The sequence below is a fragment of the Candidatus Hydrogenedentota bacterium genome (genome assembly GCA_018005585.1).
Taxonomy (GTDB): Bacteria; Hydrogenedentota; Hydrogenedentia; order Hydrogenedentales; family JAGMZX01; genus JAGMZX01.
On the sequence record JAGMZX010000001.1, the window covers coordinates 1 to 26,976 of the forward strand.

At 64.5% G+C, this 26,976-nt stretch carries 19 protein-coding genes; 5 read left to right on the forward strand and 14 right to left on the reverse strand.

The window, feature by feature from the left end:
* The 3 genes from KA184_00005 to KA184_00015 form a co-directional block, all read left to right on the forward strand.
* Positions 1 to 353, forward strand: a 353-nt coding sequence (locus KA184_00005) for a hypothetical protein (protein MBP8127931.1), incomplete at its 5' end; no start/stop codon positions are given.
* Positions 354 to 867: 514 nt separating this feature from the next.
* On the forward strand, positions 868 to 3,087 hold the full coding sequence (locus tag KA184_00010; protein ID MBP8127932.1) for a hypothetical protein: 2,220 nt from the start codon (positions 868 to 870) through the stop codon (positions 3,085 to 3,087).
* Between the two features lie 191 nt (positions 3,088 to 3,278).
* Positions 3,279 to 3,713, forward strand: a complete 435-nt coding sequence (locus KA184_00015; protein MBP8127933.1) for a BLUF domain-containing protein — start codon at positions 3,279 to 3,281, stop codon at positions 3,711 to 3,713.
* A 27-nt stretch (positions 3,714 to 3,740) separates the two neighbouring features.
* On the opposite strand, the gene KA184_00020 is transcribed toward KA184_00015, so the two are convergent.
* From KA184_00020 to KA184_00055, 8 genes are all read right to left on the reverse strand, one after another.
* Positions 3,741 to 6,242, reverse strand: coding sequence for a hypothetical protein (locus tag KA184_00020; GenBank protein ID MBP8127934.1), 2,502 nt, complete (start codon positions 6,240 to 6,242; stop codon positions 3,741 to 3,743).
* A 53-nt stretch (positions 6,243 to 6,295) separates the two neighbouring features.
* Positions 6,296 to 8,017, reverse strand: coding sequence for a hypothetical protein (locus KA184_00025; GenBank protein ID MBP8127935.1), 1,722 nt, complete (start codon positions 8,015 to 8,017; stop codon positions 6,296 to 6,298).
* 91 nt (positions 8,018 to 8,108) lie between these two features.
* The gene (locus KA184_00030; protein ID MBP8127936.1) at positions 8,109 to 9,302 is read right to left on the reverse strand and encodes a radical SAM protein; all 1,194 of its coding nucleotides are present in this window, start codon (positions 9,300 to 9,302) and stop codon (positions 8,109 to 8,111) included.
* Complete coding sequence (locus tag KA184_00035; protein MBP8127937.1) at positions 9,295 to 10,380, reverse strand: hypothetical protein; 1,086 nt, start codon at positions 10,378 to 10,380, stop codon at positions 9,295 to 9,297. Before KA184_00035 ends, KA184_00030 begins: the two co-directional genes overlap by 8 nt.
* Positions 10,377 to 11,804 (reverse strand): hypothetical protein, encoded by a 1,428-nt coding sequence (locus KA184_00040; protein MBP8127938.1) that lies wholly within the window; start codon positions 11,802 to 11,804, stop codon positions 10,377 to 10,379. The genes KA184_00035 and KA184_00040 overlap by 4 nt, the downstream gene beginning before the upstream one ends.
* 120 nt (positions 11,805 to 11,924) lie before the next feature.
* On the reverse strand, positions 11,925 to 14,177 hold the full coding sequence (locus KA184_00045) for a hypothetical protein (protein MBP8127939.1): 2,253 nt from the start codon (positions 14,175 to 14,177) through the stop codon (positions 11,925 to 11,927).
* A gap of 194 nt (positions 14,178 to 14,371) precedes the next feature.
* On the reverse strand, positions 14,372 to 15,271 hold the full coding sequence (locus KA184_00050; GenBank protein ID MBP8127940.1) for an alpha/beta fold hydrolase: 900 nt from the start codon (positions 15,269 to 15,271) through the stop codon (positions 14,372 to 14,374).
* A 115-nt stretch (positions 15,272 to 15,386) separates the two neighbouring features.
* Positions 15,387 to 16,421 (reverse strand): prepilin-type N-terminal cleavage/methylation domain-containing protein, encoded by a 1,035-nt coding sequence (locus tag KA184_00055; GenBank protein ID MBP8127941.1) that lies wholly within the window; start codon positions 16,419 to 16,421, stop codon positions 15,387 to 15,389.
* A 141-nt stretch (positions 16,422 to 16,562) separates the two neighbouring features.
* On the opposite strand from KA184_00055, the gene mgtE reads away from it, so the two are divergent.
* The gene (mgtE, locus tag KA184_00060; protein MBP8127942.1) at positions 16,563 to 17,927 is read left to right on the forward strand and encodes a magnesium transporter; all 1,365 of its coding nucleotides are present in this window, start codon (positions 16,563 to 16,565) and stop codon (positions 17,925 to 17,927) included.
* Between the two features lie 49 nt (positions 17,928 to 17,976).
* Here the strand turns inward: mgtE and hflC are convergent, their stop codons facing one another.
* From hflC to KA184_00090, 6 genes are all read right to left on the reverse strand, one after another.
* Positions 17,977 to 19,059: a protease modulator HflC gene (gene hflC, locus KA184_00065; GenBank protein ID MBP8127943.1), complete on the reverse strand. Its 1,083-nt coding sequence runs from the start codon at positions 19,057 to 19,059 to the stop codon at positions 17,977 to 17,979.
* On the reverse strand, positions 19,056 to 20,099 hold the full coding sequence (hflK, locus tag KA184_00070) for an FtsH protease activity modulator HflK (protein ID MBP8127944.1): 1,044 nt from the start codon (positions 20,097 to 20,099) through the stop codon (positions 19,056 to 19,058). The genes hflC and hflK overlap by 4 nt, the downstream gene beginning before the upstream one ends.
* Complete coding sequence (locus tag KA184_00075; GenBank protein MBP8127945.1) at positions 20,080 to 21,816, reverse strand: 50S ribosome-binding GTPase; 1,737 nt, start codon at positions 21,814 to 21,816, stop codon at positions 20,080 to 20,082. Before KA184_00075 ends, hflK begins: the two co-directional genes overlap by 20 nt.
* On the reverse strand, positions 21,789 to 23,570 hold the full coding sequence (locus KA184_00080; protein MBP8127946.1) for a 50S ribosome-binding GTPase: 1,782 nt from the start codon (positions 23,568 to 23,570) through the stop codon (positions 21,789 to 21,791). Before KA184_00080 ends, KA184_00075 begins: the two co-directional genes overlap by 28 nt.
* A 65-nt stretch (positions 23,571 to 23,635) precedes the next feature.
* Complete coding sequence (locus tag KA184_00085; GenBank protein MBP8127947.1) at positions 23,636 to 24,400, reverse strand: hypothetical protein; 765 nt, start codon at positions 24,398 to 24,400, stop codon at positions 23,636 to 23,638.
* 1 nt (position 24,401) lies between these two features.
* Positions 24,402 to 25,208 carry an SUMF1/EgtB/PvdO family nonheme iron enzyme gene (locus tag KA184_00090; protein MBP8127948.1) on the reverse strand — a complete coding sequence of 269 codons (807 nt, stop codon included), beginning with the start codon at positions 25,206 to 25,208 and terminating at the stop codon, positions 24,402 to 24,404.
* A gap of 205 nt (positions 25,209 to 25,413) precedes the next feature.
* Here KA184_00090 and KA184_00095 point away from each other — a divergent pair.
* Positions 25,414 to 26,976, forward strand: a 1,563-nt coding sequence (locus tag KA184_00095; GenBank protein ID MBP8127949.1) for a hypothetical protein, incomplete at its 3' end; no start/stop codon positions are given.

Below are 26,976 nucleotides of genomic sequence, written 5' to 3' on the forward strand. Positions count from 1 at the left end.
ACTGCGCACAGCCTCGCGGCGGCTTGTACGAGATTGGCGAAGACTTGTGCTTGTGCGTGCCCTGCCCGATTGCGCCGGGCTCGACCTTCGCCTGGGCCAAAGACGGTGTGACCCTTGCCAACGGCGGGCGCATAACCGGTGCAACGCGGCGCACGCTCCGTATTGCCGTGCTCGACGAGTCTGACAGTGGATGGTACCGGTGTGTCTATGATGACGGCACGAAATCCATTCAGGTTTTTGAGGCGCATGTCGAAGTCGGGGAACAATTGCCCGCCTTTGCCCCCCTCGGAGTCCTGGTCCTGGCCCTTGCTTTCTGCGTGGCCGGTGTTGTGGAGCGGCGCAGACGGCGGTAATCCCGTAAAGCATCCGCTCCATCCACAAAATGATGGGTAAGGAATCACCGGCAGGCCGTGGCATCACCCGAGCGTGTCCGCCAAGGAATACCAAAGCCAACTGCTCGTCTATCTTTATAACTTGACCATTTTCAATAAGATACAGCGGTTTCCCGATGCCTGGCGCATAGGCTGCCCTCTCGGGCGTGGCATATTCCAGGGATGCTTCCCGAAAGAATTCTGAAAAAACCTATTGACGTCCCGCGTATATCGGGTTATGATAAACACTGAAACAACAGCGAGGACCGCGCGGCAGGGGCCAGATTGTCATCAAGCGCATCATGAAGTTGTGTGTTGCGCCTGGCTGTTGTCGGGGGATGCAGTTGTTGGGGTTCGCGAGTGGGGACTGAGGCCTGCCGTGACAGTTCTTCTCTGCGGGGTCATCAGGAATTACGGAGTGCAAGGGTAAGTCGCTTCCGTTCGCTGGGAGTGTGCGTGGATGGCGGGCGGGGGCCACGTTAAGGAGGCATGCACAATGTACCAATTCATCCGGAGTGTTTCGTTTTGTTGGCGGCTTGCGGTCGCCGTATTCGTGGTGGTGAGCGTTCCGGGCGCGGCGGAAGTATGCCAAGCGCCGGACAGCGCGGGCACGGTGGCGCTTCCCGCGAATTGCCCTTATGTGAATCAAGGGGGCACGCTGGACATCGTCAACGGGCTGCCGCCCGGCACCACGATAGAGGTCGACTACCAGGTAGACAGTTTCTTTGACGTTTTTACCGAAGTCGGCGGTTCGCTCGGCGGGCAGAGTATTTCTTTCGACGCGACCATGCGTATGGCAATGACGGGCACCGGCATGCTCTCCGGTTATACGTATGCGGTCGATATTCCGCTTGCCATTGTGGAACATACGGCTCCCCGCACGGCGGGCAAGCCCGTGCAACAGTTCGAATGTGACCTGTTCCAACTCGCAGGACAAATCACCGGCGACCCGCTCTTCGACTTGCTCCGGGTGGTCTCCGGCTCCGATTCCGGCCATCCGTGCCCGGGCATAACTACGTTGACCCAGCTTTCCGGCGGCGATTGGCACGTGGACAGTTTCTTCGACGTGTTCTTTGAGGTCGAATTCGCCGGGGCGCCGGGCGGGCCGCTCGCCGGCTTGTCAGGCGTGTCAACGGACACGGTTCGCACGCAACAGGGAGAACCGTATCCTTGGGAACATTGCGACGTGTTCAATATCGTGTTCAGCCCGGCCGGCGAATTCCTCAGCGGCGGCGGCGGCGGCTGGAACGGCGACGGCGCAGGCCCCTGGTACTACTATCCGAACACCGATTGGTGGAACGAGTGGTATTACGACGGCCTACTCGACCTGGACCGTTACAAAGACGTGTGGCTGCGCCTGAATCTCACGCCGACGGGTCCGGCATCGTCCGCCACGATCGCCGTCAATTACAGTTCCGCGGCCTATCCCACCGGCACGGGCAAGCCTCCAGTGCCGCCCCTCGACCCCGCAACGGAAGGTCAGTATATCGTTCGGGAGATCGTGTACGGGCCTGTTTCGGTCATAGCGCCCACGCCCCTCGACTTCTTCGTGCATATCCCGGATTTCAACCCGGAATGGGTCTCCATCGACGTGCGCGGGGCGGACGTGCTGATCGACGGCACCATCTGCCATTCCTGCCTGCCTGCGGGAGGTGAGGGCGAAGGCGAGGGCGAGGGTGAAGGCGAGGGCGAAGGCGAGGGTGAAGGCGAGGGCGAGGGCGAGGATTGTCCTCCCGGCACGCTGTACGGACAACGGCCCTTCACACCGCTGGAGCCTGTTGCGTATTATCCCAGCGACGAGGCTGTGGGCCCCGTCCTCTACCCGTTGCCGTGGGATAATTTCCCGTCCCCGGGCGTGCCGGTTTGCGACTTGCACTGGTGGGGGTTTGAAGTTGACCCGGCCACGGCGCCCTGTGTCCGTAGTCCCGACTTGTTCCATATCGATTTTGCGGCGGATGCCGGGGGACAGCCGGGTCCGGGGCTATGCACCTACACCGTGACCGCCCAAAAGACCAACACGGGTCTCAACTATGCCGGTTATACGCTACTCCGGTACGACGCGGTCTTGACCCCGTGCTGCGCGCTGCCGCCGGGCATATGCTGGTTGAACATCCGGGGCACGGGCAGCACGACGTGCCTATTCGTCTGGCTCGGCTCGCCTCAAGGCGATGGGCTTCTGACGCTCTTTGATGGCGCCGCGTATCTGCAACAGCCCGGCGACCTCAGTTTCTGCCTGACCCCGGGAGGCGCGGAGGGCGAAGGCGAAGGTGAGGGCGAAGGCGAAGGTGAGGGCGAGGGCGAGGGCGAAGGCGAAGGCGAAGGCGAGGGCGAGGGCGAGGGCGAGTGCGTTGAGAACCCGGGCGATTGTCCGCAGCCCCGCGGCGGCATTTACGAGATCGGCGAAGACTTGTGCTTGTGCGTGCCGTGCCCTGTCTCCCCCATCTCGACTTACGCCTGGACAAAAGACGAGGTAACGCTCGCGAACGGCGGGCGCGTCAGCGGCGCGACGGGGCGGACGCTGCGCATCATGTCACTCGACGAAAGCGACAGCGGCGTTTACGCCTGCACCTACGACGACGGCACAAAGGTCGTGCAGGTCTTCGAAGCCTACGTCACCGTGGGCGAGAATGTGCCCGCGCTGACCCCATTCGCCATCTTCGCGCTCGCCGCCGCCTGCGGCGCGGCCGGGGCCATCGTGCGGGCAAGACGCCGCTGAAACACCGGAAAGGGCGCTGCGCCGGCTGGTAGCGAAAGCCGCCGTCCCCTCTGGACGGCGGCTTCTTTGCGTCTGGCGCTCCTTGCCGCATGATGACAAGCGCCTGCTGCTTAGGACATAATCATGTTTGCACCGGTCGTTCCGGGGGCACGGGCGAGCGCAGCAGGCGGCGACGAGGAAAGGTCCAAGCTATGCAACTCGTGAGATTAATCTATGTCAGCAGGATGACCGAGGAATGCGATATGGCCGCGCTCCAGGACATCCTGAAGACGGCACGCAGAAAGAACAGACGACTTGACGTCTCGGGCGCGCTCTGCTACGACCCGGCGTTCTTCATGCAGTGTCTGGAGGGACCCAGGGAGCACGTCAACCTTCTCTACATGGTTATCGCCCGGGACCCGCGCCACACGAACGTCACGCTGCTGGAATATGCCGACGTCAAGCACCGGGTATTCGGCGACTGGTCGATGGCCTTCCTGAATGCCGGCGACATCGACAAGCAGACGCTGAAGAAGTACAGCGGCCGGGGAAGATTCAATCCTTATCGCTTGAACGCGAAGCAGGCGCGCGAATTCCTCATCGAAGTGGTCGGCCAGAAACGCGGTGCGATGCCGGACCGCGACTGAGACCAGGCCCGCGCCCGCACGTCTCCTTTATCTCACGCCCTCAATGTTGTAGAAGACGCCATCCTTTTCCAGCCGCGCGGCATTTTGCTCCTCGTTCAGGCTCTCGAAGACATATCCGTCCGTCAGGGTCTCGCCCAGACTCGCTTCATGAACGCTCCCGTCAAATACGTCGCGCACCCAGATCTTCGTCTTTTCCGTGGTGACTATCCTGTTTTCAATGGTGAACCGGGTTTCGGGGTTGCTCACCAGTTCCGTCCAGTTCAAGAGAGTCTGCGCCTGCTCTCCGTAATTCCTGTAAGCCGCGGCTTTCGCGGCTCGCTCTACCACGTCGTGCAACTTCGCGCGCGCGCTGTTGAACTTGCCTTCCACCGCCAGGCGCCGGCCTTCCTCCAGTAGCGAGGCCAACGCCATGGCTTCCTCGTCAGGCCCCGCCCCCGGACGAACACCCGTCTGGGCGCCGGGCATGGGCGCCGGTGCCGCAGGCATTGGGGCGGGAAGGCCAGCAGCCGGCATGCGTCCCCTCGGCGAGAAATACGACCCTCTCGCCTCGGAGGCCGGCTGTGTGCCCGGCCCCGGCGCTGGCGAGGGTGCCGGGGGGGCGCCGCCCGGCTGGGCGGGATAAGCCGCGGGAACCGGCGCTTGACCGGCGGGTTGCGTCGCGATACCGCCTTCCACCGGCGCCAGGATTTGCTCCCCCCCAGACTGGGACCGGTCAACAATCCGTCCGTCGGGCGTGAACTCGAGCGTGGACCGGCCTTGATCGACCAGACGGCCATCCTTCCGCCATTCATACTGGCATTCAATGGTGTTGCCGGAGACCCGGCCGCCAAGAAAACCGGCGATATCGGGGTCCGACAGGTGGTTCTGCGTTCCCCGGATGGAACCATCGCTGCCGACGTGAAAGGTCGTGATGACCGGCAACGAGCCGTGCCGGAACGTTTTGCCGTCCAGCAACGCCCCCCAATCGGCACTGGCCGACGTCGGCACAACGATCGACGGCTGCGACACGGGCGGCGCAGGCACGTTACCGCCAGCGGGTGTAGAGGAGTTCTGCTGTGTCACCTGCGGCGTGTTCGGCCACAGCGTGGCGCCCGCCGGGCCGGGCTGAGGCTGTTCCAATTCGCTCCGCCAACCGTCCACCTGCCGCTGCATCTGGTAATCCGACTGTTCGACCATGGGCACGAAGAAGAGAGAAAACACGATCAAGCCCGGAATGAGCCCCGCCGCGTGCATCAGGAATGAACCGCCAACGCCCAGCGGCTGGCCGCCCTTCCACGCCTGCCAGACGAGTTGCGGCAGCGCAACGACCCACGCGGAGGCCAGGCGCCCGAACACGAGCGCGCCCGCCTGGATCATTGCGCGGTTCATAGCGCGCATCAAGGCTCCAAAACCGCGCGCCGCGCCGCCTATGAACATCCCCATTATCATAGTAAACATCATGACAAACATGTCCGAACCGAGGATGGCCACTTGCGTCGCCCATTCACGCAGCACGCGCGCGCCCGGATACCCGGACCCTTCCCATCCCATGGCCACGTAGTAACCGATAAGGGGATAGATGAGCCACCACATATACGTGAGCAGCTTCCCGAACGAACTGAAATGCGACACGTCCTCGCGCACCGACGCGTAGATGAGAAGCCCGAGCACGAAACCTGCCGGCACGAATATGAACGCGGCGGGCGGCAGCAGCAGCCGCTGCAGCGTGGCGGGCGTTTGCGCCGGAAGCGTCTCCGCCGTGGCGAGGGCCGCCTGAGCGGGGTCAAAGGATAAACTCTTCGCGACTTGCTGCACTTCCTGGCGGAGTTGCGGGAACCTGGCCGGTTCGCCCATGCCGATGACTTGGAAACTCTTGCCGTCTTTCACGAAGACAAACGAGAGAAACCGGGTCGATTGCTTTTCTCCCGGCGCGATGCCCTGATAATCGATATAGCTTCCCGGAAACCCTGCAATCGTGGTCCGGCCGTGCTGGTGGCATTTGAACTTCTGCACCTCCGTGTTGTAGGCCTCTTCCAGACGGCTGTCGAGTTCTTCCATGCCCACATCGCAAGGGTATACCACGCATTTGATCGAGCCGATGCCGGGGTTTTCAATGAATATGTCCGCTTCCAGCACTTTTTCGTCGCGCGGATGGTAGCGTTTCCAGCCCGGCGTGGTCATCCGGAAGCTGTATCCGTGAGATGCGCTCGCAAGAACTGCGCCTTCCGTCTGTGCCGGAACAGCTGCGGGCTGCGTCCCGCTTGGCGCGGCAACGGCCGCGGATGTGGGACCCGGGACTGGGGTTCCCGTACGCAGCAGTCCGGCCGGACCCTGGCCCGGAACCCGCGAAACGCCCGAGTCCCGTCCCGGTCCCGGCGGCGTGGCGGCGGCCCGGTCCTGCACGACGAGTTCCGGCGTAATGGTGAAGAGTTCCTTGCACGTCTTGCAGGGACCGGTGCGCCCCATCATCTCAGGGCGCACTTGAAACGTGGCCTCGCAATTGGGGCACCGGATGCGCAGCCTCTCGCCTTCCGTACCATTCCCGGGCATATACCGTTCCTCCCATCGTGGGCACGCGCGCGCCACACGGTTCCTTGCCTCACCTACCTCAGGAAGATCAGGTAGACAAACGTGCTCAGCACATAGACACTGCCGATTTCCGCGATATACTGCCGGCCCGCGGGGAACATCTCGCCCAAGCCGCCGAAGATGCGCGGCAGGACACGCTTGTCGAATTTCACGCCCGCGGTTTGTTGGAGCAGCTTCGTCGTGCGGTAGAAGTCCCAGGCGATTGCGGCGATAACGACCCACACGGCCAATTCCCCGACGAAGGCCCACGTCACGTAGTAGAGAATGACCACCGACCTGCCCTCAAGCGGCACCTGCTTCATGAAATCGAGCCGCGGCAGAACCACCCACAGCAAGCGCAGTCCGAGGAAAAACGCGACGAGTTCGCCCTCGGTCATCTTCTCCTGGCCGGATATCCCCGCGAGGCCGGCCGCGATCGTGCCCAGCGCGACCCCCGCGATGAGCGCTTCGAATACGGCATAAATCGTGCCGCAATACAGGTTGGAGGCAAAGCGCAACGCCTCCTGCTGTTGCTCAGGCGTTCCCGTGGCAGCGGGCAACCCCGTATGGGGTTGCCCCGTTGCGCTTGCCGCCTGCGCCGGGTCGAAGGAAAAGGACTGGATGGCCGCACTCGCCTCTTTCTTAAGCCGCGCGAAGACCACCGGCGTTGAGAAGGCGATAATCTGATGCACCATGCCGTGTTTCAGGAAGACATGACAGAAAAACTTGATGCGCGACCCGTCGCCGTCCGGCGGGATGCCCTCGTATTCGATGAACGCGGCGGGGAGACCGGCCACTGTTGTCCGGCCTTGCTCGATGAGGCGGAAATCGGAGACTTCCGAACGATAGGCCTCCTCGATTCCCGAGCACAGGTCATCAAAGTCCAGTTCCCAGGGAGAGACCACGCACTTGATTGCGCCGATGCTCGAATGCTCGACGAGCACGTCGGCGTCGTTGGCCTGCTCGTCCTTTGCGGCATAGCGGAACCAGCCGGGTGTCGCAAGAACGAAGCTGTAGCCGTACCTTGCGCTCGCGAAAACAATGCCTTGGCCGGCTGACCCCGCTGCGGCGGTTCCCTGCCCTTTCTGAACCAGCGCAATCGCGTTGATCGTCGTGGCCAACTGGCCGCCCCCCTCGACTTGGACGTTGAAGCTGTCCTCGTGGCGCGCCGTGATGAGCCCGCGGATCGCGCCGCGCTGCGGGTCCGAGACGGCAACACTATCACCGGGCCCCAGGTTTTCAAAGCAGATTCGGTCTTCAGGGACGACGGCTTCCTGGCCGGACGCCAGCGATACCGTCGCGCCGTTGGCCGCTGTGCTCTTGACCAGAGCGGGATACCAATGTTCGCCCGGCCGGGTTTGTGCGAGTACGCGCAGATTCGGGATAATCGCGGGGGCGCGTACCTGGTCGGGCGCGCACCACTCCTCCGCGCCGTCGATGTAATGCACCAGCACCTGACCGTCGCGCTCCTGCATGACATCGCCAAGATACCACATGCCCCGGCGCTGCCAGTTGGCGATTACGCGCTTCCGCTTGGGCGCCTGCGGCGGTGACGAGGGCGTGGGGCCTTGTGTTGGAAGCGTGGGAGGGGGTTCCGGTTCGGCGCGCACGATCAGGTCGCCGGTGATTGTGAACTCCTTGCCGCAATTCGTGCACGGCCCTTTCTTGCCCATGGCTTGCGCCCGCACACGGAACGTCTTCTTGCAGTTTGGGCACTGGATGCGGATCTTTTCCGCCGCTGCGTCTGCCTCCGGCATATTGCACTTCCTTTCGGTTCCGGTCCCGGCCTTGCCGCCGGATGTACCACCACACACTCATGTCGTTGCGCAATCCCCCTTGCTTTCGAGGTCAACCCGGCGCCCCCGTTCCCCCCGTGTTGCCGGACAGCACGCGCGTCAGCGCACCATCCCGAGCGTCGATAGCCGCCGCCATGCCTTTCCAGAAACGGCACGCGCAATCCGCCAGGTCCGGACGCTGCCAGAGGAAACTCGGGCAGCCCGCCGTGCACCAGCCGAAGGCCGGGCACGCCGCGCAGCCGGGTTTCGGGCGTTGCGGCGCGTGGAACGCGCGCAGGCGCGCGCGCCATGCCCGCGCCGAGGGCCATCGACCCGCCCCGGCGAGCAGCCCCGCTTCTCCGGGCAGGTCGAGCGCCCGCCCGCATGCGTACAGGGCGCCGGCGGGCCCGATGGCTACGACGCGCCGCCCCGCGCCGCATGGACGCGAAGCGCAAATGCCACTCCGGGCGCCGTTCCGCCGCGGCAGCAGCCGCAGACACGCCCAGTGTGCCAACTCCCGGTCGGCTCTCGGGTCTTCTTCCGCAATCATGCGGTCCAGCAGCGCCGTCTTCGCGTCCACCCACACGGCTGCGTCCGCCACGACGGCATCGTCGGCCCGGCCCACGGGCCAGCAGGGGTTATAGCGGACGGAAGCTACCCCGAGACCGCGGAAATACGCCACCAGTTCGTCTATGTGCCCGGCGTTCGCGCGCGTCAGGACACAAAGGACCGCGGGACGAATCCCCGCCCGCTGCAGGCGCGCAATAGCGGCTTCCACCGCCACTCCCTGTCCCCGGTACCCGTCGTTCCATGCAGCGGGGCCGTCGAGGCTCACGCTGACGCGAAAACGCCGCGCCACCAGCCAGCGCGCGGTCGTATCATCAATCAGGGTGCCGTTGGTCTGTATGCCCCACGACAGTTGCTTGTCCAGACGCCGCGCGAGGATTTCCGTGCTCTCCCAGATGCGCTCCAGATGCGTCAGACCGGCGAACAGCGGCTCGCCGCCGTGCAGCAGCCACGTGATACGGCGCTGCGCGGTTTGGCGGAGCAGCCATTCGGCGCTGTTTGCGCGCGCGTCGAGGTCATGGCCGGCCGGGCCGGTTTCGGCGCGTTCATGACAGTACGCGCAGTGCATGTTGCAGGCGCGCGTCACCACGTCGATGACGAGCGACAGGCGCGACAGCGGATGCGGCGCGGCCTGTGCGCCGCCGCACACCGCCGCTCCCGTGTTCACGGCGCAACCCGTATCCCGCAACGGCTCAGCCATAGTCTCCCCAGTCGCTGTAATGATCGCTCCAATCGCTGTAGCAATCGCTCCAGTCGTGGTAATCGCTCCAGTCGTTGTAATCCGAGTAATCGCTGTAATCCGAGTAATCACTGTAGTCCGAGTAGGAATCCCCATAGTCCTCGTATCCTCCCCCGTCACCCCCGCCACCGCCATCTCCGTAATCCTCGTACCCGCCGCCGTCACCGCCACCATCCCCGTAATCGGCATATCCGCCCCCGTCCGCGTAGTCGTCATACTCCAATTCAAAACTGTCTGAAGCCGCGCCGGTTTCATCCCCTTCGTAGTCGTTATCCGGCATGGAAACCGTGATGGCCTCCTCTTCGTCGTCGGGCTCCAGTTCAAAACCAGCGGAAGCTACGCCGTCCTCGTCCCCTTCGTAGTCGTTATCCGGCATGGAAACCGTGATGGCCTCCTCTTCGTCGTCGGGCTCCAGTTCAAAACCAGCGGAAGCTACGCCGTCCTCGTCTTCTTCGTAGTCGTTATCCGGCATGGAAACCGTGATGGCGTCTTCTTCATCCGGTTCCAATTGGAATGTGTCGGTTTCTCTATCAGCGTCTTCTAGAGCTTCCGGCGTCTCCGCGTCTTCTTCGTCGTCCTCCAATTCGAATTCACCCGGTGCGTCGGCGGAATCGTCTCCGTCTCCGCTTTCTCCGTCGTCCTCGGTTTCTTCTTCTCCATCGTCGCCGTCTTCTTCGTCGTCTTCTTCGCCATCTGCCTCCCCCCCGTCTTCTTCCTCTTCCTCCTCGTCCTCCTCGTCCTCCTCGTCCTCTTGTTCTTCCACCTCGTTCTCGTCATCCTCCCCTTGAAGCAGTTCAAGGGCGTCCCCCGCGAGCGCCACGAGTTCCTCCAAGAAGTTCACCAGATGCCCAAACCGGCCTTTGCACAGGTCATAGGCGATATCGGCAAATGGAATGAAACACGCAACGGAGCCAACTGAGACTTCTTCGGCGAAACCCTCCTCTGTGGGTGCTGGGAGATATGCCAGGCCTTCCTTACATGCTGCGTCCAAGTGCTCGTTGTGGGCCAGTTCCTCAAGAAATTCGGAGAGACTCGTCATCTGGCGGTCCCTCCGGCAAGTTCGTTCAACAGGAGCTCTGCCACATCGCGCCGAGGGCCTGCGCTCGCGTGCTCAAGCCGCATTTCCAATAGCGCGCGTCTGCTGCCGGGCTTACGGCTGATAAGATTACCCGCCTTTGCGCAAAGGCTATGGTCATTACATGCGCCCATAGCGAGCGCCATCTCCAGATAGGCCAGGTCCCGGGCGCGGCGGTACCGCGGCGTTTGAAATCCAAGGAGCCGTCCATAACGGAAAGCGCGTAACGCCACAACGAGGTCGTCTTCCGGACAATCCGCCGGACTCCAGCGCAACAGCAGTTCAACCGCGTCTTGGGAATCCACGGGGATTTCGCGCGCCAGTCTGCCCACAAGGGCGCGGAATACAGACTCCGGATTCAGCGATGCCATGAAGCGCGTGGTCTGTTCGTGGAATTCCGGGCCCACTTGGGCCGATAGACCGCTCACCCGCTGGAACAGTGCGTCTACCTGTCCCAGATTGCCCTGCTCCTGAGCATGTACCGCAGCAAGCAGGGTCGCGCGCACTAATTCATCCAGGAATCCCGCGCGTGAACACAAAGTCAGCAAATCCTCTGCACGGCACTCCAGAATGTCCCAAAGCCCGCGGCATGCCCGTTCCGCAAGCAGGGTAATGCCGCAGCGCACAGCGGACAGAATACGCGATTGGCGACAGAGAATCTGGTTTGCTGCGCGCAGATACCCGTCTGCTTCGCGGAGGCGTCCGGTACACGAGAGCGCATAGCCAAGATTCCACAACGTGTCGGCCAGGGACCATCCCGTGCTGCTTTCCGCGCGCCGGTAGACCTGCGCCGCTCGTTCCAGCAGAAGTGCCGCGGCTGAGAATTCCCTGAGACGCAACAGCTCGCAGGATTGGTCAAACAACACGTCGCCTTCCGTGCACTCTTCGTGCGGATTCACATCCCTGTAATTCGCCGAGGCACTGCCAAGCACGGATGCCTCAACGGCACCCGCATAGTCGCCGGCAGAACTGAGAGACTCCGGCGTGTTCTGTGCCAAGCGCTGCCATTGCTGACGAACCTCCGCGCGGGATCGGGATTCAAAATAACCCAATTCCAGGAGAGGCTCGACCAGCGGAACGGCGCGCATGTCAGACCGCGAAGGAGGAGGGACAGGCGCGCTATCTTTCATTTGCTCCAGCAGCAGTCCGGCGCGGCGATGGCCGAGTCGGTATGCTCTGCGCAACAAGGGCTTGGCTTGCTTTACGTGGCCCAACTGGAGATGACAATAGCCGAGTCCATAGAGGATTTTGCGGTCGGATTCGGGGGCAAGGTGCGGTTCGAGAACAGCGATAGCCTCAGCATACCGGCCGTTCGCGGCCAGTGCGGTCGCCTCTTGCAGTATCCGCCCGAGTCCCTCGCCTCCGGGCGGTGTTACCTCTCCGGGCATAACCCCATACCTCAGTGGTAACCATCACCCCAGCAACGCTCACAAGGCACACGTCTCACGTCGTTTTCATATCGCTTTCGCGCCGCAAAGTTCTGCCCTTGACGCGGGCACTCCCCAAAATCACGTTCGTCCCCGCAGCCACGCCGTCGCCACCGCCTGCATCTCCGGGCCGAAACGATTATAGTCCTCGGGCGTAAGCTGCTCAAGCGCCCGTTCCGCGTCAAACAGCGCGTAGGCGGGCCGGGCGGCGGCCACGGCGCGCGCGGCCAGCGCGGGCGGCGATTCCCAATCGAGCGCGGCGGTCACGAGCGCGACGGGCCGGGGCGCGCACGCCGCCACGAGGTCGGGCACGTCATACGGGATGCGGTCCTCATGCCCGAGGAAGCAGCCGAGTTGCGGCGCGAGCAGCCAATCGCGCGACCAGCGATACACGCCTCCGCCCTCATCGGCCAGGCGCATCGGCGGCGGCGGCGACAGGGCCAGCAGACCCGCGGGCCGCTCGTCAAGCGCGCACAGGTGCAACCCGACCATCGCCCCCAGGCCGTATCCGGCTATGTGGACTTTGTCCTTCGCGACGTAGGGCAGCGCCAGTATCGCATCAAGCGCGGCCTGTGCGTCGCGCACCATCTTGCCGAGCAGCGACCAGTCCGGATACCGCGTGTAGAAGCCCTCGACCTCCTCGATGCGGCGGCCGAACCCTGTCTGGTCGTAGCAGAACACGACGAATCCGGCGCGGGCAATTTCCGCGAAGGCGTTCTCGCCACGTTTGTAGCCCATTACGTAGCCCTGCGAACACGAGATGGGATGCAGCCAGAGCACCGCGGGCGCCTGCGCCGACTCGAGGTCGAGTTCGCGCGGCGCGTACACGTCCGCGTTGATGTATTCGCCGAAGACGAGGTCCTGTCTCTGCAGGCGCGTTCCCGGCGCGGCGCGGTCGAGCAGCGCCTCGACGTGCGGCGGTTCCTTGCCATAGTCGCCGCCGGGATTCACCGCCCGAGGCGGCGCCGCGCCGAGCATCGCGCGCACATGGCCGCGGATTGCCTCGCGGCGGCGGTTCCAGTCCTCCCGGTTGTCGATCTGTGTTCCATCGGGATTCGCCAACACATCGTCCGCGCCGCGCGCCGGAAACGCCTGCGGGTCCGGCGCGGTCCGGGACTTCGCGCGCCAGGCCCCCCAGTCGTGCGGATAGATCAGCCGCTCCGGGAACGCATATTCGCCCCGGCCAAAGTGCAGGTCGCACCAGTCCAGATACCGTTCGATGACCGTAGGCCACGTTTCGTGGCCGCCCGGACGATACAGGATGCGCAGGCGGTCTTCCGCGCCGAACAGGCGATACACGGGCCGCACCGCGTGGTAGGCCTGCTCCCCTGCCCAGACGCTCTCGACGTCGTCGTTCAGCGCCGTGCTGATCAGGCAGGGCCGCGGCGCGCTCAGCGCGGCCAGTTCGTGCAGGTCCACGGGCAAGCGGTCCTCGCGCCCCGTGAAAAAACGCCAACGCGGATGAAACCACTCGGGGAAGCTGCGCGTGATCATCTCGATGCCTTCGCCGAACTGCTGCTCGCCGTAGAGCCGCGTCGGCATGGACCCGCCCGCGCCGGAACTGCTCGAAATCACTATGGCGATGCGCTCATCGAGGGCGGCGGCCATGAGGGCCTGCTTGCCGTTGCGCGAATGCCCGGTAATAGCAATGCGGCGCGCATCCGCTTGCGGCACCTCTTCCAGGTAATCGACACACCGGCCGGCAGCCCACGCGCGGCGCGTCAGGCGCGACCAGTCGTAGCCCGGATAGGCTTCGAGAAACGAATCGGTGTCGTCGCGCGAGTCCGCCCCGGCATAGGTGCATGCCAGATAGCCCCGCTGCAGCGCGATCAGCGCCCATGCGCGGTGGTTGTGTTGCGTCAGGAACACCGGGAACGGGCCGTTGCCCTCGGGAATCATCACCTCGCACCACAGCCGCGCCTTGCCGTCCGGGCCGAAGCGCAATTCAACCTCGCGCATCGTGCAGCCGGCCTCGCGCCGCTCATCAAGCACCGCCGCCTCGACGTGGTCCGGCGCGGGCGGCGCGCCGCCCATAATCCACTGCGCGAAGAGCGCCTTGAGCGCTTCCCGCTGCCGCGCCCACGCCTCGGGCGTTGTGATCCGCTGGCCATCCGGCCCGATGAGCGGGTCCGGCAATCCGGGTATCGATGGGAACGCCTCGAAATCCGGCGGGAGTTCCCCCGACTCGGCCAGCCACGCCGACCACGGCTTGCTTTCCGGCAGAAGCCGCTGCACCTGTTCCAGATACTGCTGCCTCCGCGCTACCGCCTCGTCCGCCGCAGCGGCCGGCCCCGCAAACATCAACACACCGGACAGCATCCACAACCCGCGCATGATTTCGTCCTCCGGATGCGGCTTCTCGCGTCAATCAATGTGCGCGCGCCGCGCGACATGCGCGTATAGTGAAGGAAGCGGGTCACGCGCCTCAACCATTTCCGCCCCGGAGCGCCGAGACCATGCGTTCCGCCGCCGGAGCGGTGGTGCGAGGCGTGACGGGGCGTGCAAGTTCTATATTGTTGACCGATGTGTTACGCGGCGGCGCGGCCGTCCTGCTTGAGGAGCCATTGCAGGGCCTCGTCGAGGACTTGCAGCACAACCTCGTAGTCGAAGCCGATGTGGTCGGAGTCGTACCAACTGATGGTCTTGGGTTCGCGGCAGGCTTCCTGCAGTTTCTTGCCGGCGCGCGGGTCGACGAGACGGTCGCGGGAGCCATTCTGCAGAAGCACGGGCCGGGGCGAGATTTTGCCGATGTAGCGCAGGGGATCCGACACGCCGACGTAGAATTCCATGATCGGCTTGGCTACTTCGATCCACTTGCCGGCCACTTCGGTGATCATGGGTGCGCTGAGCAGCGTGGGGATATCGCCGCCGCCATACACAAGGACAACCGCCTTGAAGCGCTTGTCAAAGGCGGCTGCGGTCGCGCCCGTAATCGCGCCGTAGCTCGCGCCGACGAGGTAGAGGCGCTCGGGATCGATATCGGGCCGCGTGACGAGATAATCGAGCAGGCGGCGCGTGTCGATGACAGTCATGGCGGCGCGGCGCCGGAAGGCCTTGGCTTCGCTGAAATAGCCCTTGTCTTTCGGCAGTCGCCGCTCGCCGCGGCCGAGCTGGTCGAAACTGGCCATGGCAAAGCCGTGCTGATTGAACGGGCCCGTGATCTCTTCGAGGAAATCGCCTTCCTGACCGATGCCGTGCAGGAACACGATGCAGGGGAGCTTACCTTCGAATTGCAGCGGGCGTGTGACCAGCGCGGGCACGCGTTCGCCCGGCAGGGTGTCGAAATAAACCTTGCTCACGTGGTAATCGGGCTTGTCTTCCTCGGAGGCCACCGTGGCGTTCAAGGGTGTCTTCGGGTCATAGGCGTTGTAAAAGGTGGCGTCGCCCTGCGTTTTCATGGCCAGTATCATCAGGATCAGTCGCAGCATGTCGTGTATCCCCGCGGTTGGTTTACATCAGACCCAAGGCGCGAATAGAAATACTTCGCCCCGCGCGTTTTTGACCCGGCCGGGCCCGCCCCGGTTTCGCGCCCCTCCCCCGCGCTTACTTCGCGATGCCCCCCGTCACGCTGGCCATAACCCGGCTCACAGGCCCCTCGCCGGGCGGCGCATAATGCAGGAAATCCGCGTGGCCGTCCAGATAGAGCACATTCGAACCGCCCGGCACATGATTGAAGTTGGACACGTCCGTCGAGAGCACGTCCAGCATGATCCAGGTAGTGCTTTGCGCTTGCGCCGTGGCTGCGGGGTTGTTGATGTCCGTGATCAGGAACCGTTCAATGCCCTCCCGGACACGATAGATGGCCGTTCCGCCCCCATTGCCCAGCGGCGCAGCGATTTCGCCGTCTCTGTCGCGCACGTCCTGGCCCGCAGACAGCACGTTTGTCACCAGCCACGCCAGCATGTCGAGGAATTGCACCGGCGCGTCCGCGGCGGGGTCCAAGTCGCTCAGGATGGCGGTCAGCAGGGGATCGTTCACAATGTCGCCAATCATGCCGCTGGGGTCGTCGTCCCCGACCTGATCGAAGACCCAGCCGAAGTAGAGGTAACTTGCGTCGATGGCGAGCACGCCCTGTTGCGGATGCACCGGCACGCCCGTGCCGTCGGGCACGGGTTCGAGCGTTGCTGGGTCGACGTAGCGCGCGTGCAGATTATAGACGCCGCGCGTGTCCTGCAGCGTGGCCGCGGTGTCCGTAGGGTCCGAGGGACAAACCACGATCGCCGGGTCGTTCAAGTACTCCGGATAGATCGCTGCGACGAGCGGGCCGGCGGCAAGGAACGTGCCGGTCAGCATGTTGCCCACAATTTCCAGTTGGATTGGGGGAAACCGCTCGCCGGGGTCTTCGTTGGCGTACATTTTGAAGACGAGACCCCATTCCTTGAGATTGTTCTGGCACGAGGCGCGCCGCGCCGATTCGCGCGCGCGCGCGAGCGCCGGCAGCAGGATCGCCGCGAGAATACCAATGATCGCAATGACCACGAGCAGTTCAATAAGCGTGAAGCCGGCGTGCCTCGCACCGTGACGGTCCCGACCCAGGTTACACTTCCCCGCACCCCCTTGCGCATTGAAGGGTTGCATCATGATATGATTCCTGCTCGCCCGATCCGTCGAGACGCCAGGGGCGAAGCTTGTTTGCAGTGTAACAGACGTCTGTGCGCCCATCAACATTGTCATCGTTTGTGAGCGTTAAGAGGACACCATTTCCGGGAGAGGACCTGTATGGAGACGGAAACCAGCGTGGAATCTTGGGATTTACTCAACGAATTGGCGGCATCGGGTGCGGTGGACCGGCTCCGCGAAGAAGCCGAACGCCTCGGACCAAGGGAATGCGCGCGCGCTATTTCGCGCCTCGTGCCGGACAAGCAGGCGCGCGTGCTGACCGCGCTCGGCCCCGCGGCCGCGGCCGTCCTCATGGAGGAGATTTCCGAGGCGCAGGCGGCTGGGCTGATTACGCGCCTGGACGCGGGAGAAGCGGCGCCCATTCTCGACGCCATGCTCAGCAGTTCGACCGCGGACCTGCTCGGGCAGCTGCCCCCCGACCAGGTGCAGGCCATCTTGCGCGAGATGCAACCGGAGACCGCGGAGGATGCGCGCCTGCTCGTGCGCTACGCGCCCGACGTGGCCGGCGGCCTGATGATCCGCGAGTACCTGGCCTATCCGGTTTCCTACACGACGCAGCAGGTCATCGACGATATGCGGCACAACTCGGAGAAATACAGCGAGTACAGCATCCAGTATTCGTTCGTGGTCTCGCCCGAGGGCAAGCTGGTCGGCGTGCTGCCGCTGCGCGACCTGCTCCTCACCCCAAGCAGCGTCGCCATCGACCGCATCATGGTTCGCAATCCGATGCGCGTCCAGGACACCGCCAGCCTCGACGAACTCGACACCTTCTTCCAGGAGCGCGCCTTCCTCGGCGTGCCCGTGGTCGACCACGGGGACCGGCTCGTCGGCGTGGTGCGCCGTTCCGACGTGGAGGAAGCGCTCGGCAAGCGCGCGAACAAGGACTACCTGAAGAGCCAGGGCATCGTGGGCGGCGACGAGCTGCGCAGCATGCCGACGCTGGTCCGCTCGGGCCGGCGGCTATCCTGGTTGAGCGTGAATATTCTGCTCAACGTGCTAGCCGCCAGCGTAATCGCCATTTATCAAGACACGCTGGCGTCGGTGATCGCGCTTGCGGTGTTCCTTCCGATTATCTCCGACATGAGCGGCTGCTCGGGCAACCAGGCCGTAGCCGTCAGCATGCGCGAACTGTCGCTGGGCCTCGTCAAGCCGTTCGAGGTCATACACGTCTGGCTGAAGGAGGCCGCCGTGGGTATCTTGAACGGGCTCGTGCTCGGGTTATTAATCGCGGCTGTCGCCCTGCTGTGGAAAGGCAACCCGTTTCTTGGCCTCGTGGTCGGCCTGGCGCTCGCGCTGAACACGCTCGTCGCCGTTTCAATCGGCGGCACGCTCCCGCTCTTCCTCAAGCGCATGAAGTTCGATCCCGCGCTCGCGTCGGGGCCGATCCTGACGACTGTGACCGATATGTGCGGCTTCTTCCTCGTCCTCAGCCTCGCGACGCTGCTGCTGTCCCATTTGCGGTAGACAAAGAGGCCGGAAGAAATGGGGCGTCTTGCTTGCGGCGGGCGTCGGTTTACCGCTCGTCGGGCCCTTTCATGGCGCGGTAGAGGCTCGAATCGATGCCGATGATGAATTCGCTGCCGGGCGGGGTGCTCTCTTCCATCACTTCGAGCGTGCGGATAAACCGGTAGAGTTCGGGATTCGAGCCGAAGGCCTCGGCGATGATGCCCAACGCCTCCGCGTCGCCTTGGCCGCGCAGGATTTCCGCTTCGCGGCGCGCCTCGGCGAGCAGCACCTGGACCCGCTTGTCGGTCTCGCTCTTGATAATCTCGGACTGTTTGCCGCCATCACTGCGGTAGGCCTTCGAGATTCGCGACCGTTCCGCGGTCATGCGCGCAAATACGGCCTGCAGGTTGTCAGACAGCAATTCGGCGCGTTTGATCCGCACATCCACGATGCTGATGCCGAACTGTTTGCGCGCCTGCTCGCTGGACCGTTGCGTTACGGTCTGCATGATAACCTCGCGGCCGTGCTGGATGGTCTGGTGCGCGGGGTCGTCCTTGGTCTCGGAAGTGGGCACGACGGGCTGCGCGGCCACATCTTCGTCCGGCGTTTCCTCTGCCGTTTCCACCATCTGGTTGGTGGTGCGGATGACCTCGATGAGGTCGTTGCGGCCCAGTTCCTCGCGCACGACGGAATAGATCACGTCGTCGAGGCGGCCGCGGGCGCGCACTTCATCGCGCACGCTGACCCAATACAGCAGCGGGTTCTCGATGCGCCAGCGGGCGAAGTTGTCCACGATCAGCTTCTTCTTGTCGGCGAGAATCACGTCCTCCGGCTCGGCATCGTAATACAAGAGCGTGTCGGGAAACCGGTTGACCGTATCGGTGAACGGCATTTTGAAATACAAGCCCGCGCCGCGGAGCACTTCGACTTCCGCGCCTTCGGCCATCGTCTGCGCCGTCTCCTGGATTTCCTTGCGCAGAGCCTCGAAACGCTCGTCCGGCATGTCGCCCACGATAACGCGGACGGGCCGGTTCAGGCGCGTGACCACCGCCTGTTCGCGTTCGTCGATGATATAGGTGCAAGACAGCAGGCCGATCAGCGTCACCAGCACCAGCAATACAATTGCGGCGATCTTCGGTGCGTTATTCATTGTGAGTCTCCTGCGGCCGAAGGTGCCGCGGGGGTCTTCGTCTGCCGAGGTCCCGGAGTCGCGCCGCCCTGCAAGAGCCGAAGGTTTTCCAGGCCTGTATTTTCGTCGATGACGGTCAGGCGCGTTTTCGCGAACAACGCGCTCATGGCATCCAGGTAGAGGCGCAGGCGCGTCACTTCAGGCGAGGCTTCGTATTGCCGCGAAATGGCCAGAAAACGGGCGACCTGGCCCTTGGCTTCCGCTACGTGCGTCTGGCGGTACGCCTCGGCCTCCTGCTTGATGCGCGCGACCTCCCCCTCCGCCCGGGGGATCTGCTCGCGCTCGTACGCCTCGGCTTCGTTAATCATCCGCTCCCGTTCTTCGCGCGCCGTGGCTACGTCACGGAATGCGGGGGCCACTTCGTTGGGCGGCTGCACGTCCTGCAGTTGCACGGCCAGGACCGTCACGCCCAGCCCGTACATGTCGGCGAGTTCCTGCATCTTGGCCTGGACCTCAGTCTGCACCTCCACCTTGCCGGTTGTGAGCACGTCGTCGATGCGGTGGTCGCCCACGGCCTGACGCACGGCCGACTCGGCCACCGCGCGCAACGCCATCTCGGCCTCGCCCTCGCGGAAATTGAACAGATATGCGGGCGGATCCTTGATGCGGTACTGCACCGCCATCGAGCAATCCACGACATTCTCGTCGCCGGTCAGCATCTGGGCTTCCTGCCGCAGTTCTGGCGAATTCAGGAAGGTCTGGTAATTGAGGTTCTCGCCGCTGGTTGCCGAACGGAATCCGATCTCGACACGTTTGACCTCGGCCACCTGCGGGCATTCCACGGTCTGGATCGGCCACGGCCACTTGAAATGAAAACCGGGCGAGGCCGTGCCCGAGTAGCGGCCGAAGGTCAGGATGATGCCCTGTTCGTCCGGCGCCACGGTATAGAACAGGCTGCTGGCTACAATCAGGAACAGCGCCAGCGCGGCGCCCCCAATCCATACCCCGGTTGGCACGCGCGGGATATGAAATTCACCGGACTTATCCGGAATGCGTTTCATCGGCAGGACCCTCCCATTTCCGATCAATACACTCGGCGCGCTTCTCGTATTCTTGACGCGGGGAAGTTTCCGTCGCCCGAGTCACCACCGTCTTCAGCCGGCGGATGGCGGCCACGTGCGCCTTGGCGTCGTTGAGCACGGCGCGTTCGGGGGCAAAAGCAAGCTGCGGCCCGTAGAGCGCAATGCGCAGCAGGTTCGCGGCGTGGTTGCGCGCGGACCACGACATCAGCCGCACCAGCGCCGAGTACGCGAACAATTCGACGCCCAGCAGGATCAGGAGCACCGCCAGCGCGTGGCCCATAAAACCAGGCGCCAATGGCGCCGGCGCGAAGAAAGCGTAGACGATCTTGAAGCCGGCATAGGCCATGAACGCGACCGGCAGCGCGTCGGCGGCCATGGCCGCGGGCAGCACCGTAAGCAGACGCGCGCGCTGCGCGATTCCTTCCCGGGCGGGCCCCTGGAGCACCGCGGCGACACGCGCATCCGTCTCCTTGCGGAATGCTTCCTCGCCCGCGTGCCCTCCGGTCAGTTGGAATCCCGCCCGCGTGAACGCGAAGACCACCTCGCTCTGGTAACGCCGGTACAGGTCGATCACCGCGCGCGACGCCACGTGCAACTCGTCCTCGAAACTCTCCTTGCTCGTCAGCATGTTGGCGGCGCGGCGCGTTAGACGGCCCCCGGCCACGTTGCGCGGCAGCCAGCCAGCCACCCGCGCGGGCAGCGTCCGCAGCGCTTCCAGCAGCCGGTACAGCGTGCCCACGATGCCCCGCGCGCGCAGCGACACCTCGCGTCCGACGGCGAAATGCCACAGGTGCGGGTCCGTGAAAAGCCGCTGCTCGATGACCTCGCGGCATCCGCGCGAAACCGCCTGGTCCGCTGCGCGCAGGCGTGCTTCGGCTTCGTCCAGCACCCCGGCCGCTTCGCCCACCCGCTCGTCGAGCCGCGCGACCGTCTTGCTCAGCAGCCCGGCAATATTCGCGTCCTTGATGCGAGCGATGCGTTCCGCGCTGAGTTCCTCCTGGAGGTACGCTTCCAGTCGCGGCAGGTCGAGTTCGCCTGGGCCGGGCGGGCCGCCCGCAAGCTTGCGCTCGAGCGTGCGCAGCGCGTTCACCCGGAAATATTGCGCGGCCCGGAAACCCTGCTCGGCAAGCCGCGCCAGCCAGTGCTCCCGAATGCCGTCCGTCGCCTCGGCCTTGGTCTCCACGCATACGAGCGTGCGCTCGCCCTGCAGCGGGCGCAACAGCGCCCACGTCGCCTCGTCCAGGTACTTGTCCGGGCTTCCGCATAGCATAATCAGGTCACAGCGCGAGAGCACCTCGATCACGCTTTGCCGATGCTCGCGGACAATAGTGTCGGAATCGGGCGTGTCGATGATTACGAGGTGTTCGAGCGCCGAGCCCGAGATCGAGGTCCAGCCCGGCACATCGGGCGATACCCCGGGCGGATGATAGACCGTCGGCGCGGGCGTACAGGGCCGGAATTCGGAGGTGCGTGCGAGGTGGTCGCCCGCAAGCGCGTTCAGCAGCGTTGATTTACCCACGCCTGAGCCGCCCACGAGCGCAATCACCAGCACGTCGCCCCAGAGCGCCTGTCGTTCCGCGAGTTCATCGACGCGCGCGCGCAGCAGAGCGGTCTCGCACCGCAGCCGCTCCCACGGCCCGTCATACGACGCGAGGCGCCGAAGTTCGTTCAGGATGTCTGCAAGGCTTTCCGGCACAGGTCGAGTTGTTCTCCCAGGGTAGCCAGCGCTTCGCTCTCGAGCGGGGCCAGCGCCGCGGCAATACCGCGCTGCGCCGGCTCGATGAGATGCCGCGCGAGCGCCGCGGCAAGCGCCGCACGTTGCTCCTCGCGCCAGGGGGACAGGAAATCGAACAGTGCGTCGCCAAACTGATACTCGATCACGCGCGCGACAAACTGCTCCATCAGCGGCCCCGCCACGATCATCGCCTCCGGCACGCCGATGCCGCCTGTGTACAGAGAAATAGGCACGGCAATCGCCGCGGGCGTCAGCGCAAGCAGCAAATCGAGCGCGAGCAACACGTGCCGCTTCTCGCGGTGCTGTTCCCACCAGGTGTCGAGCATCTTGCGCGCGTGCTGCCGGAACGCCTCCGAGATGCTCTCGGCCGTCAGCGTTTCCTCAGCGACACGCGCGCCTATCGCGGTCAGGTCCAGCAATTCGAGTTCGCGGCGCAGCACTTGCGCCGCCGGCCCGCCGGTTCGCCGGCTCATTTCGAGCAGGCTGGTTGCCAGGTCGCGGGTTATCCGCTCGATGGCGGCGCGATGCCGCTGCCGCAGCGCGGACTCCGTTTCGGGCGTGTCGCCCGATTCGAACGTGGCGCGCTGGACCACCGCGCGGCGCACGACGCGCCCAAACGCAATAGCCCCGCGCGCGATGGTGCTGCTGGTCTGCCCGATGGCGCGCCCTACAGCCCCTCGCTTCGACTGCACGAATTGATGAAACAGCCCGCCGACCTCCGGCCCGGGGGCCGGGTCGTATTCTCGGGCGAACTGCTGCGCCCGCGCCGATACTTCCGCGTGCATGCGTCGCAGGACCGCCCCGAACCACTCCCCTTTTTCGAGGAATCCGCCGGCTTCCTGGACGAACCGGGCGACACTGTCGCGGTAGACGCGGCGCTTCAGTTCGACCACGTCGATATCCGCGAGATAATCGCCCAAGGCGCCGCGGCCGTCCAGCCTCAGGACAGGCCGCGACGGATTCCGCGCAAGGGAGGGATCGTAGGGGACGACGAAGCCGGGCGCCTGCCCAAGACCCGCGGCGCCGCAAAAGTCGTCCAGTTGCCTGCGCGCCGCGGCAAAGTCCTCCGCTGGATTTGCCTTGTTCATCACGGGCACTACGAGCCGCCCCGCCGCGTGGGCCGCGCGAAAGAACGTAATGACGCGCTCATCTTTGTATTTTTCCGGCGTCAGCACGGCAACGACCACATCGCCTGCCGCGCGCAGGTGCTCGGCCACTTGCCAGTTCCGCGTCATGATCGAGTCGATATCCGGCGTATCGAGCAAGGCGAGGACATCCGGCAACTTGCCGGTTTCATAGATGTAGAGCGCATTCTCCGGCCCCTCGTAATGCAGCACATCCTCCGGCGAAGCCAAGCGCACCGGCGTGAACTCGGGCACCAGCTTGGCCTCCATGCATTGCGCACAGCGCATGGGGCTTGCCGCCAGCAGCGGGCGGCACGTCGCGGCGGCCGTCGCGCGCACCGGGCTCGCCGTCTCGCCCAGCAGCAAGTTGAACACCGTCGATTTGCCGGTGTTCGTGCCGCCCGCCACCGCCACGACGAGGCAGCCTGCCCCCGCCAGATGCGGCACAAGCTTGTAGGTGAGCAGCGCGCGCCACTCGCCGGTATCCGCGAAAAGAAAATCCAGGACTTCCGGCTGCGGCGACAACGCGGCGCGCAGCCGCTCCAACGCGGCCTCGAATGCGCACAGGCCCTCTCCCAGCTCTTCCTGCATAGCCGCATAGCCTACGTGCTGCGGTGAACACGGGTCAAGGGACGACGCAACGGACCATGAAACCGCTACGCCTGCACCGATTCCACGTCCCAGCGCAGACACCGCTCGCGCATCTCTTCGGTCGTCGCGGCGGCGAGGTAGATGCGGGTGCGCGCACGGCCGGTCTGGCCGGGTCTGAGTGCGCCAAAGCCCGCCGCGCTATGGATGCACGAGTATTCTATGTTCTGGAACAGGAACAACGCGGGTTCGGACACCGTCGCAAGCGCGCGCCGCCCGTCCGCCGACGCGATGGCGATCCACGGTTCGAGCACGACGTCCGGCGTGGCTTGGAAATACGCCACGAAGGGAATCTGCCGGCCTTTCGGGGCCCCCTCGACACTGTACAATTGAACCGTAGGCCGCGGGCCGAACACGCGCGGCAAGGACGCGAGCCGCGCGCACGACCCCAGATATCCCACCCAATGCCGCAGGCATTCGTAATCGAATATGGCGTCGTAACTGCCGGGGCTCACGCAGTTGAATGCCAGGGACTGCCGCCAGCGGCGGTTGCCCCGGTTCGTCAACGACTGTACGACTTCCACGCAGTCGTCAAACGGCATCACGTCGAGCGAGTACTGCAGTCTGCCTTCTGCTTTGCCCTCGCAGCGCCACGCGCCACGGTCCTGTTCCGTCCAGACAATCGACGTGGTATCGCCGAACCAGACCGCCCCCGCCGCGTCTCCTATCGCTTCAGGAAAGCCGCAATAGAGCGTCAGGCCCGGGAACACATCCGACCCGCTTACCTCAAAGCTCATTGCGCCTTGCACGGCGCGCAGTTGCAGCGCCGCCATGTCAGGCGCTCTCCTTCACGCAACGGAACCCGAAATACGAAGAGCGTTTCCTGTCGAACCCGCTCAGGAACCGGGATGCCGCGCGCAGATGCAGCGGCGACCGCGTCAAAAAACAGCCGCCCCTGGCGAATGCGGCGCCTGAGACGGGGCCATCGGCGCACCATTCCGCCACATTCCCTGCAAGGTCCATCACGCCGTAGGGGCTCGCCCCTTTCGGGTGCGCGTCCACCGGCGCCGTGCCGTCCGCGAACGTCCGGTTCCAGCAACACGCTTCGGGTTCGAATGCGTTGCCCCACGGATACGCGAGTCCGCCGGGGCCGCGAGCGGCCTTCTCCCATTCCGCTTCCGTTGGAAGCCGTTTTCCGGCCCACGCCGCGTAGGCCAGTGCGTCCGCGCGGTTCACCGTGACCACGGGGTGGTTCCACAGCCGTTCCGCCGGCTTGGGACCACTCCAGTGGGTAGGAACCTCGTGCCCCGTCGCCTCACAGAAACGGGCAAATTGCGCATTGGTAACGGGATAGCGGTCTATCGCGTACGCGGGCAAGGCCACGCGTCTCTCCGGTGTTTCCCCCCGCAGCCAGCTCGGATGATACCCGTGGTCACGCGCGAGGCGCGCCGCGTTTTCTTCCGAAGTGCCCATCAGAAACGGCCCCGCGGGGATGGCGACCATATCCTCCTCATCCGCGGCGCGCAGGGCAGTCTGCAATGACGGCGCAACAGTCGCCGCAGTCCACCCCGCACGTTGCAGGGCGGCCCCCGCCGCAATCGCGCCCGCTTTCAGCAGCGTTCGCCGCGTATAACGTTCCATGGGTAGAGAATCTCCTGTGCGTGCCAGTCAAGACGCAGGCCCGATTATACCGGCCTCCGGCCCGGCGCTCGACTCTCCGAACTCTGACGGTTATCGAGACGCAAGAACGAAAAGACCAACCGCGCGATGCACGACACTGAATTCCTGCCGCGCGATGCGTACAATCAGGGAAAGCACCCGTCGGGGCGCGGAAAGCGAGGCAGCCATGAAAGAAGAATTCACACGAAACCCCGCAGATTGTTGCGCGCCGGGTTGCGGTTGCGGCAGCCGGGTGGACCGGCGCACGTTCGTCAAGACCGCGGGCGCGGGCGCGTTGACGCTGCTCGCGGCGCGCTTCTCCGCCATGGCGGGACCGTTCGAACGCACCGATTTCGAGAGACTCGTACCCATCGACAAAAAGCTGAGCGATGCGTGGGTCGCCTCTCTGTTCGCGCGCGGCACATCAACGGTCTACGAGGGCGAAGACCTCAGACTCATCGGCATGCCTGTCGGCGGGCTCTGCGCCGGGCAATTGTATCTTGGCGGCGACGGACGGCTTTGGCACTGGGACATTTTCAATCAGCCTTTCAGCACGGGCGCCAAGCACTATGCAGAGCCGATGACGCCGGTATCGCCGGTTGAGCAGGGGTTCACCTTGAAGGTCGGCGATGACGTCCGTCCATTGGACAGCACCGGCTTTTCGGCGGTGCGGTTTCGCGGGGAGTATCCAATCGGCGTCGTCAGATACGAGGACCCAGCCGTCCCGGTAGCAGTGACGCTGGAAGCGTATTCGCCGTTTCTGCCGCTCAACGCGGACGATTCGAGCCTGCCTGCGGTGGTCCTGCAATTCACGCTGGAAAACCAGGCAGCGGAGCCGCTGGACATCGCATTGACGGGCCGATTGGAGAACGCGGTCTGCCTTTACAGCCGCACGCTGACGGGCAACCGCCGGAACGAGCTGGTAAGCGCAAGCGGACTCGCCTTCCTGGCGTTCTCGGCGGAGAAAAACGAGGAGCCGGAGGAAGCGCCCAAACCGGACATTGTCTTCGAGGACTGGGACAAGGCAACGTATGACGGCTGGACGGTCGAGGGCACGGCGTTCGGCCCCGGGCCCGTCAGAAAGCTCCACGTCCCGGCCTATCAGGGCGACGTGGGCGGGGATACGCGTCGCGTCGTGAACTCGCACGCCAGCGCGCCCGGAAACGGCGTCGAAGCGAAGGACGCCGCGACCGGAAAGCTCACGAGCTGCTCGTTCACGGTCGCGCGCCGGTTCATCCATTTCTGGGTCGGCGGCGGCAATCATACGGACAAGACCTGCCTGAACGTGGTGTCGGACGGTCAGGTTGTCCGCACCGCCACGGGCAAGGCCGACAATCGCATGACGTTGCAGTCATTCGATGTCCGCGGGCTCATGGGCAAGGACGCCGTCATCGAGATCGTCGACGCGGAAAGCGGCGGCTGGGGCAATATCGGCGTCGGGAAGATTACGTTCAGCGACGTGCCGCTCGCCACGGGCGAATTGGAGCAGATGCCCGATTTCGGGACAATGGGCCTGGGCCTGCTGGGAGCGCCGCCGGAAATCTGTTCGGAGGAAACCACCGCGCCGCTGAGCGAAAGACTGGTTGGGGAGCTCGGCCGATCCCTGCGCATCGAAGCGGGGCAAGCCGCGACGGTCACATTCGTGCTGGCGTGGCATTTCCCGAACCTGACCATGGACAGACTGCCGGGAGGGCGGCACTACGCGACGCGGTTCGGCTCGGCCGCCGAGGTTGCGCAATACGTGGTTGAG

Coding starts and splice junctions, on each gene's coding strand:
- KA184_00010 (MBP8127932.1), top strand. CDS start 868: ATGTACCAATTCATCCGGAGTGTTTCGTTTTGTTGGCGGCTTGCGGTC.
- KA184_00015 (MBP8127933.1), top strand. CDS start 3,279: ATGCAACTCGTGAGATTAATCTATGTCAGCAGGATGACCGAGGAATGC.
- KA184_00020 (MBP8127934.1), bottom strand. CDS start 6,242: ATGCCCGGGAATGGTACGGAAGGCGAGAGGCTGCGCATCCGGTGCCCC.
- KA184_00025 (MBP8127935.1), bottom strand. CDS start 8,017: ATGCCGGAGGCAGACGCAGCGGCGGAAAAGATCCGCATCCAGTGCCCA.
- KA184_00030 (MBP8127936.1), bottom strand. CDS start 9,302: ATGGCTGAGCCGTTGCGGGATACGGGTTGCGCCGTGAACACGGGAGCG.
- KA184_00035 (MBP8127937.1), bottom strand. CDS start 10,380: ATGACGAGTCTCTCCGAATTTCTTGAGGAACTGGCCCACAACGAGCAC.
- KA184_00040 (MBP8127938.1), bottom strand. CDS start 11,804: ATGCCCGGAGAGGTAACACCGCCCGGAGGCGAGGGACTCGGGCGGATA.
- KA184_00045 (MBP8127939.1), bottom strand. CDS start 14,177: ATGCGCGGGTTGTGGATGCTGTCCGGTGTGTTGATGTTTGCGGGGCCG.
- KA184_00050 (MBP8127940.1), bottom strand. CDS start 15,271: ATGCTGCGACTGATCCTGATGATACTGGCCATGAAAACGCAGGGCGAC.
- KA184_00055 (MBP8127941.1), bottom strand. CDS start 16,421: ATGCAACCCTTCAATGCGCAAGGGGGTGCGGGGAAGTGTAACCTGGGT.
- mgtE (MBP8127942.1), top strand. CDS start 16,563: ATGGAGACGGAAACCAGCGTGGAATCTTGGGATTTACTCAACGAATTG.
- hflC (MBP8127943.1), bottom strand. CDS start 19,059: ATGAATAACGCACCGAAGATCGCCGCAATTGTATTGCTGGTGCTGGTG.
- hflK (MBP8127944.1), bottom strand. CDS start 20,099: ATGAAACGCATTCCGGATAAGTCCGGTGAATTTCATATCCCGCGCGTG.
- KA184_00080 (MBP8127946.1), bottom strand. CDS start 23,570: ATGCAGGAAGAGCTGGGAGAGGGCCTGTGCGCATTCGAGGCCGCGTTG.
- KA184_00085 (MBP8127947.1), bottom strand. CDS start 24,400: ATGGCGGCGCTGCAACTGCGCGCCGTGCAAGGCGCAATGAGCTTTGAG.
- KA184_00090 (MBP8127948.1), bottom strand. CDS start 25,208: ATGGAACGTTATACGCGGCGAACGCTGCTGAAAGCGGGCGCGATTGCG.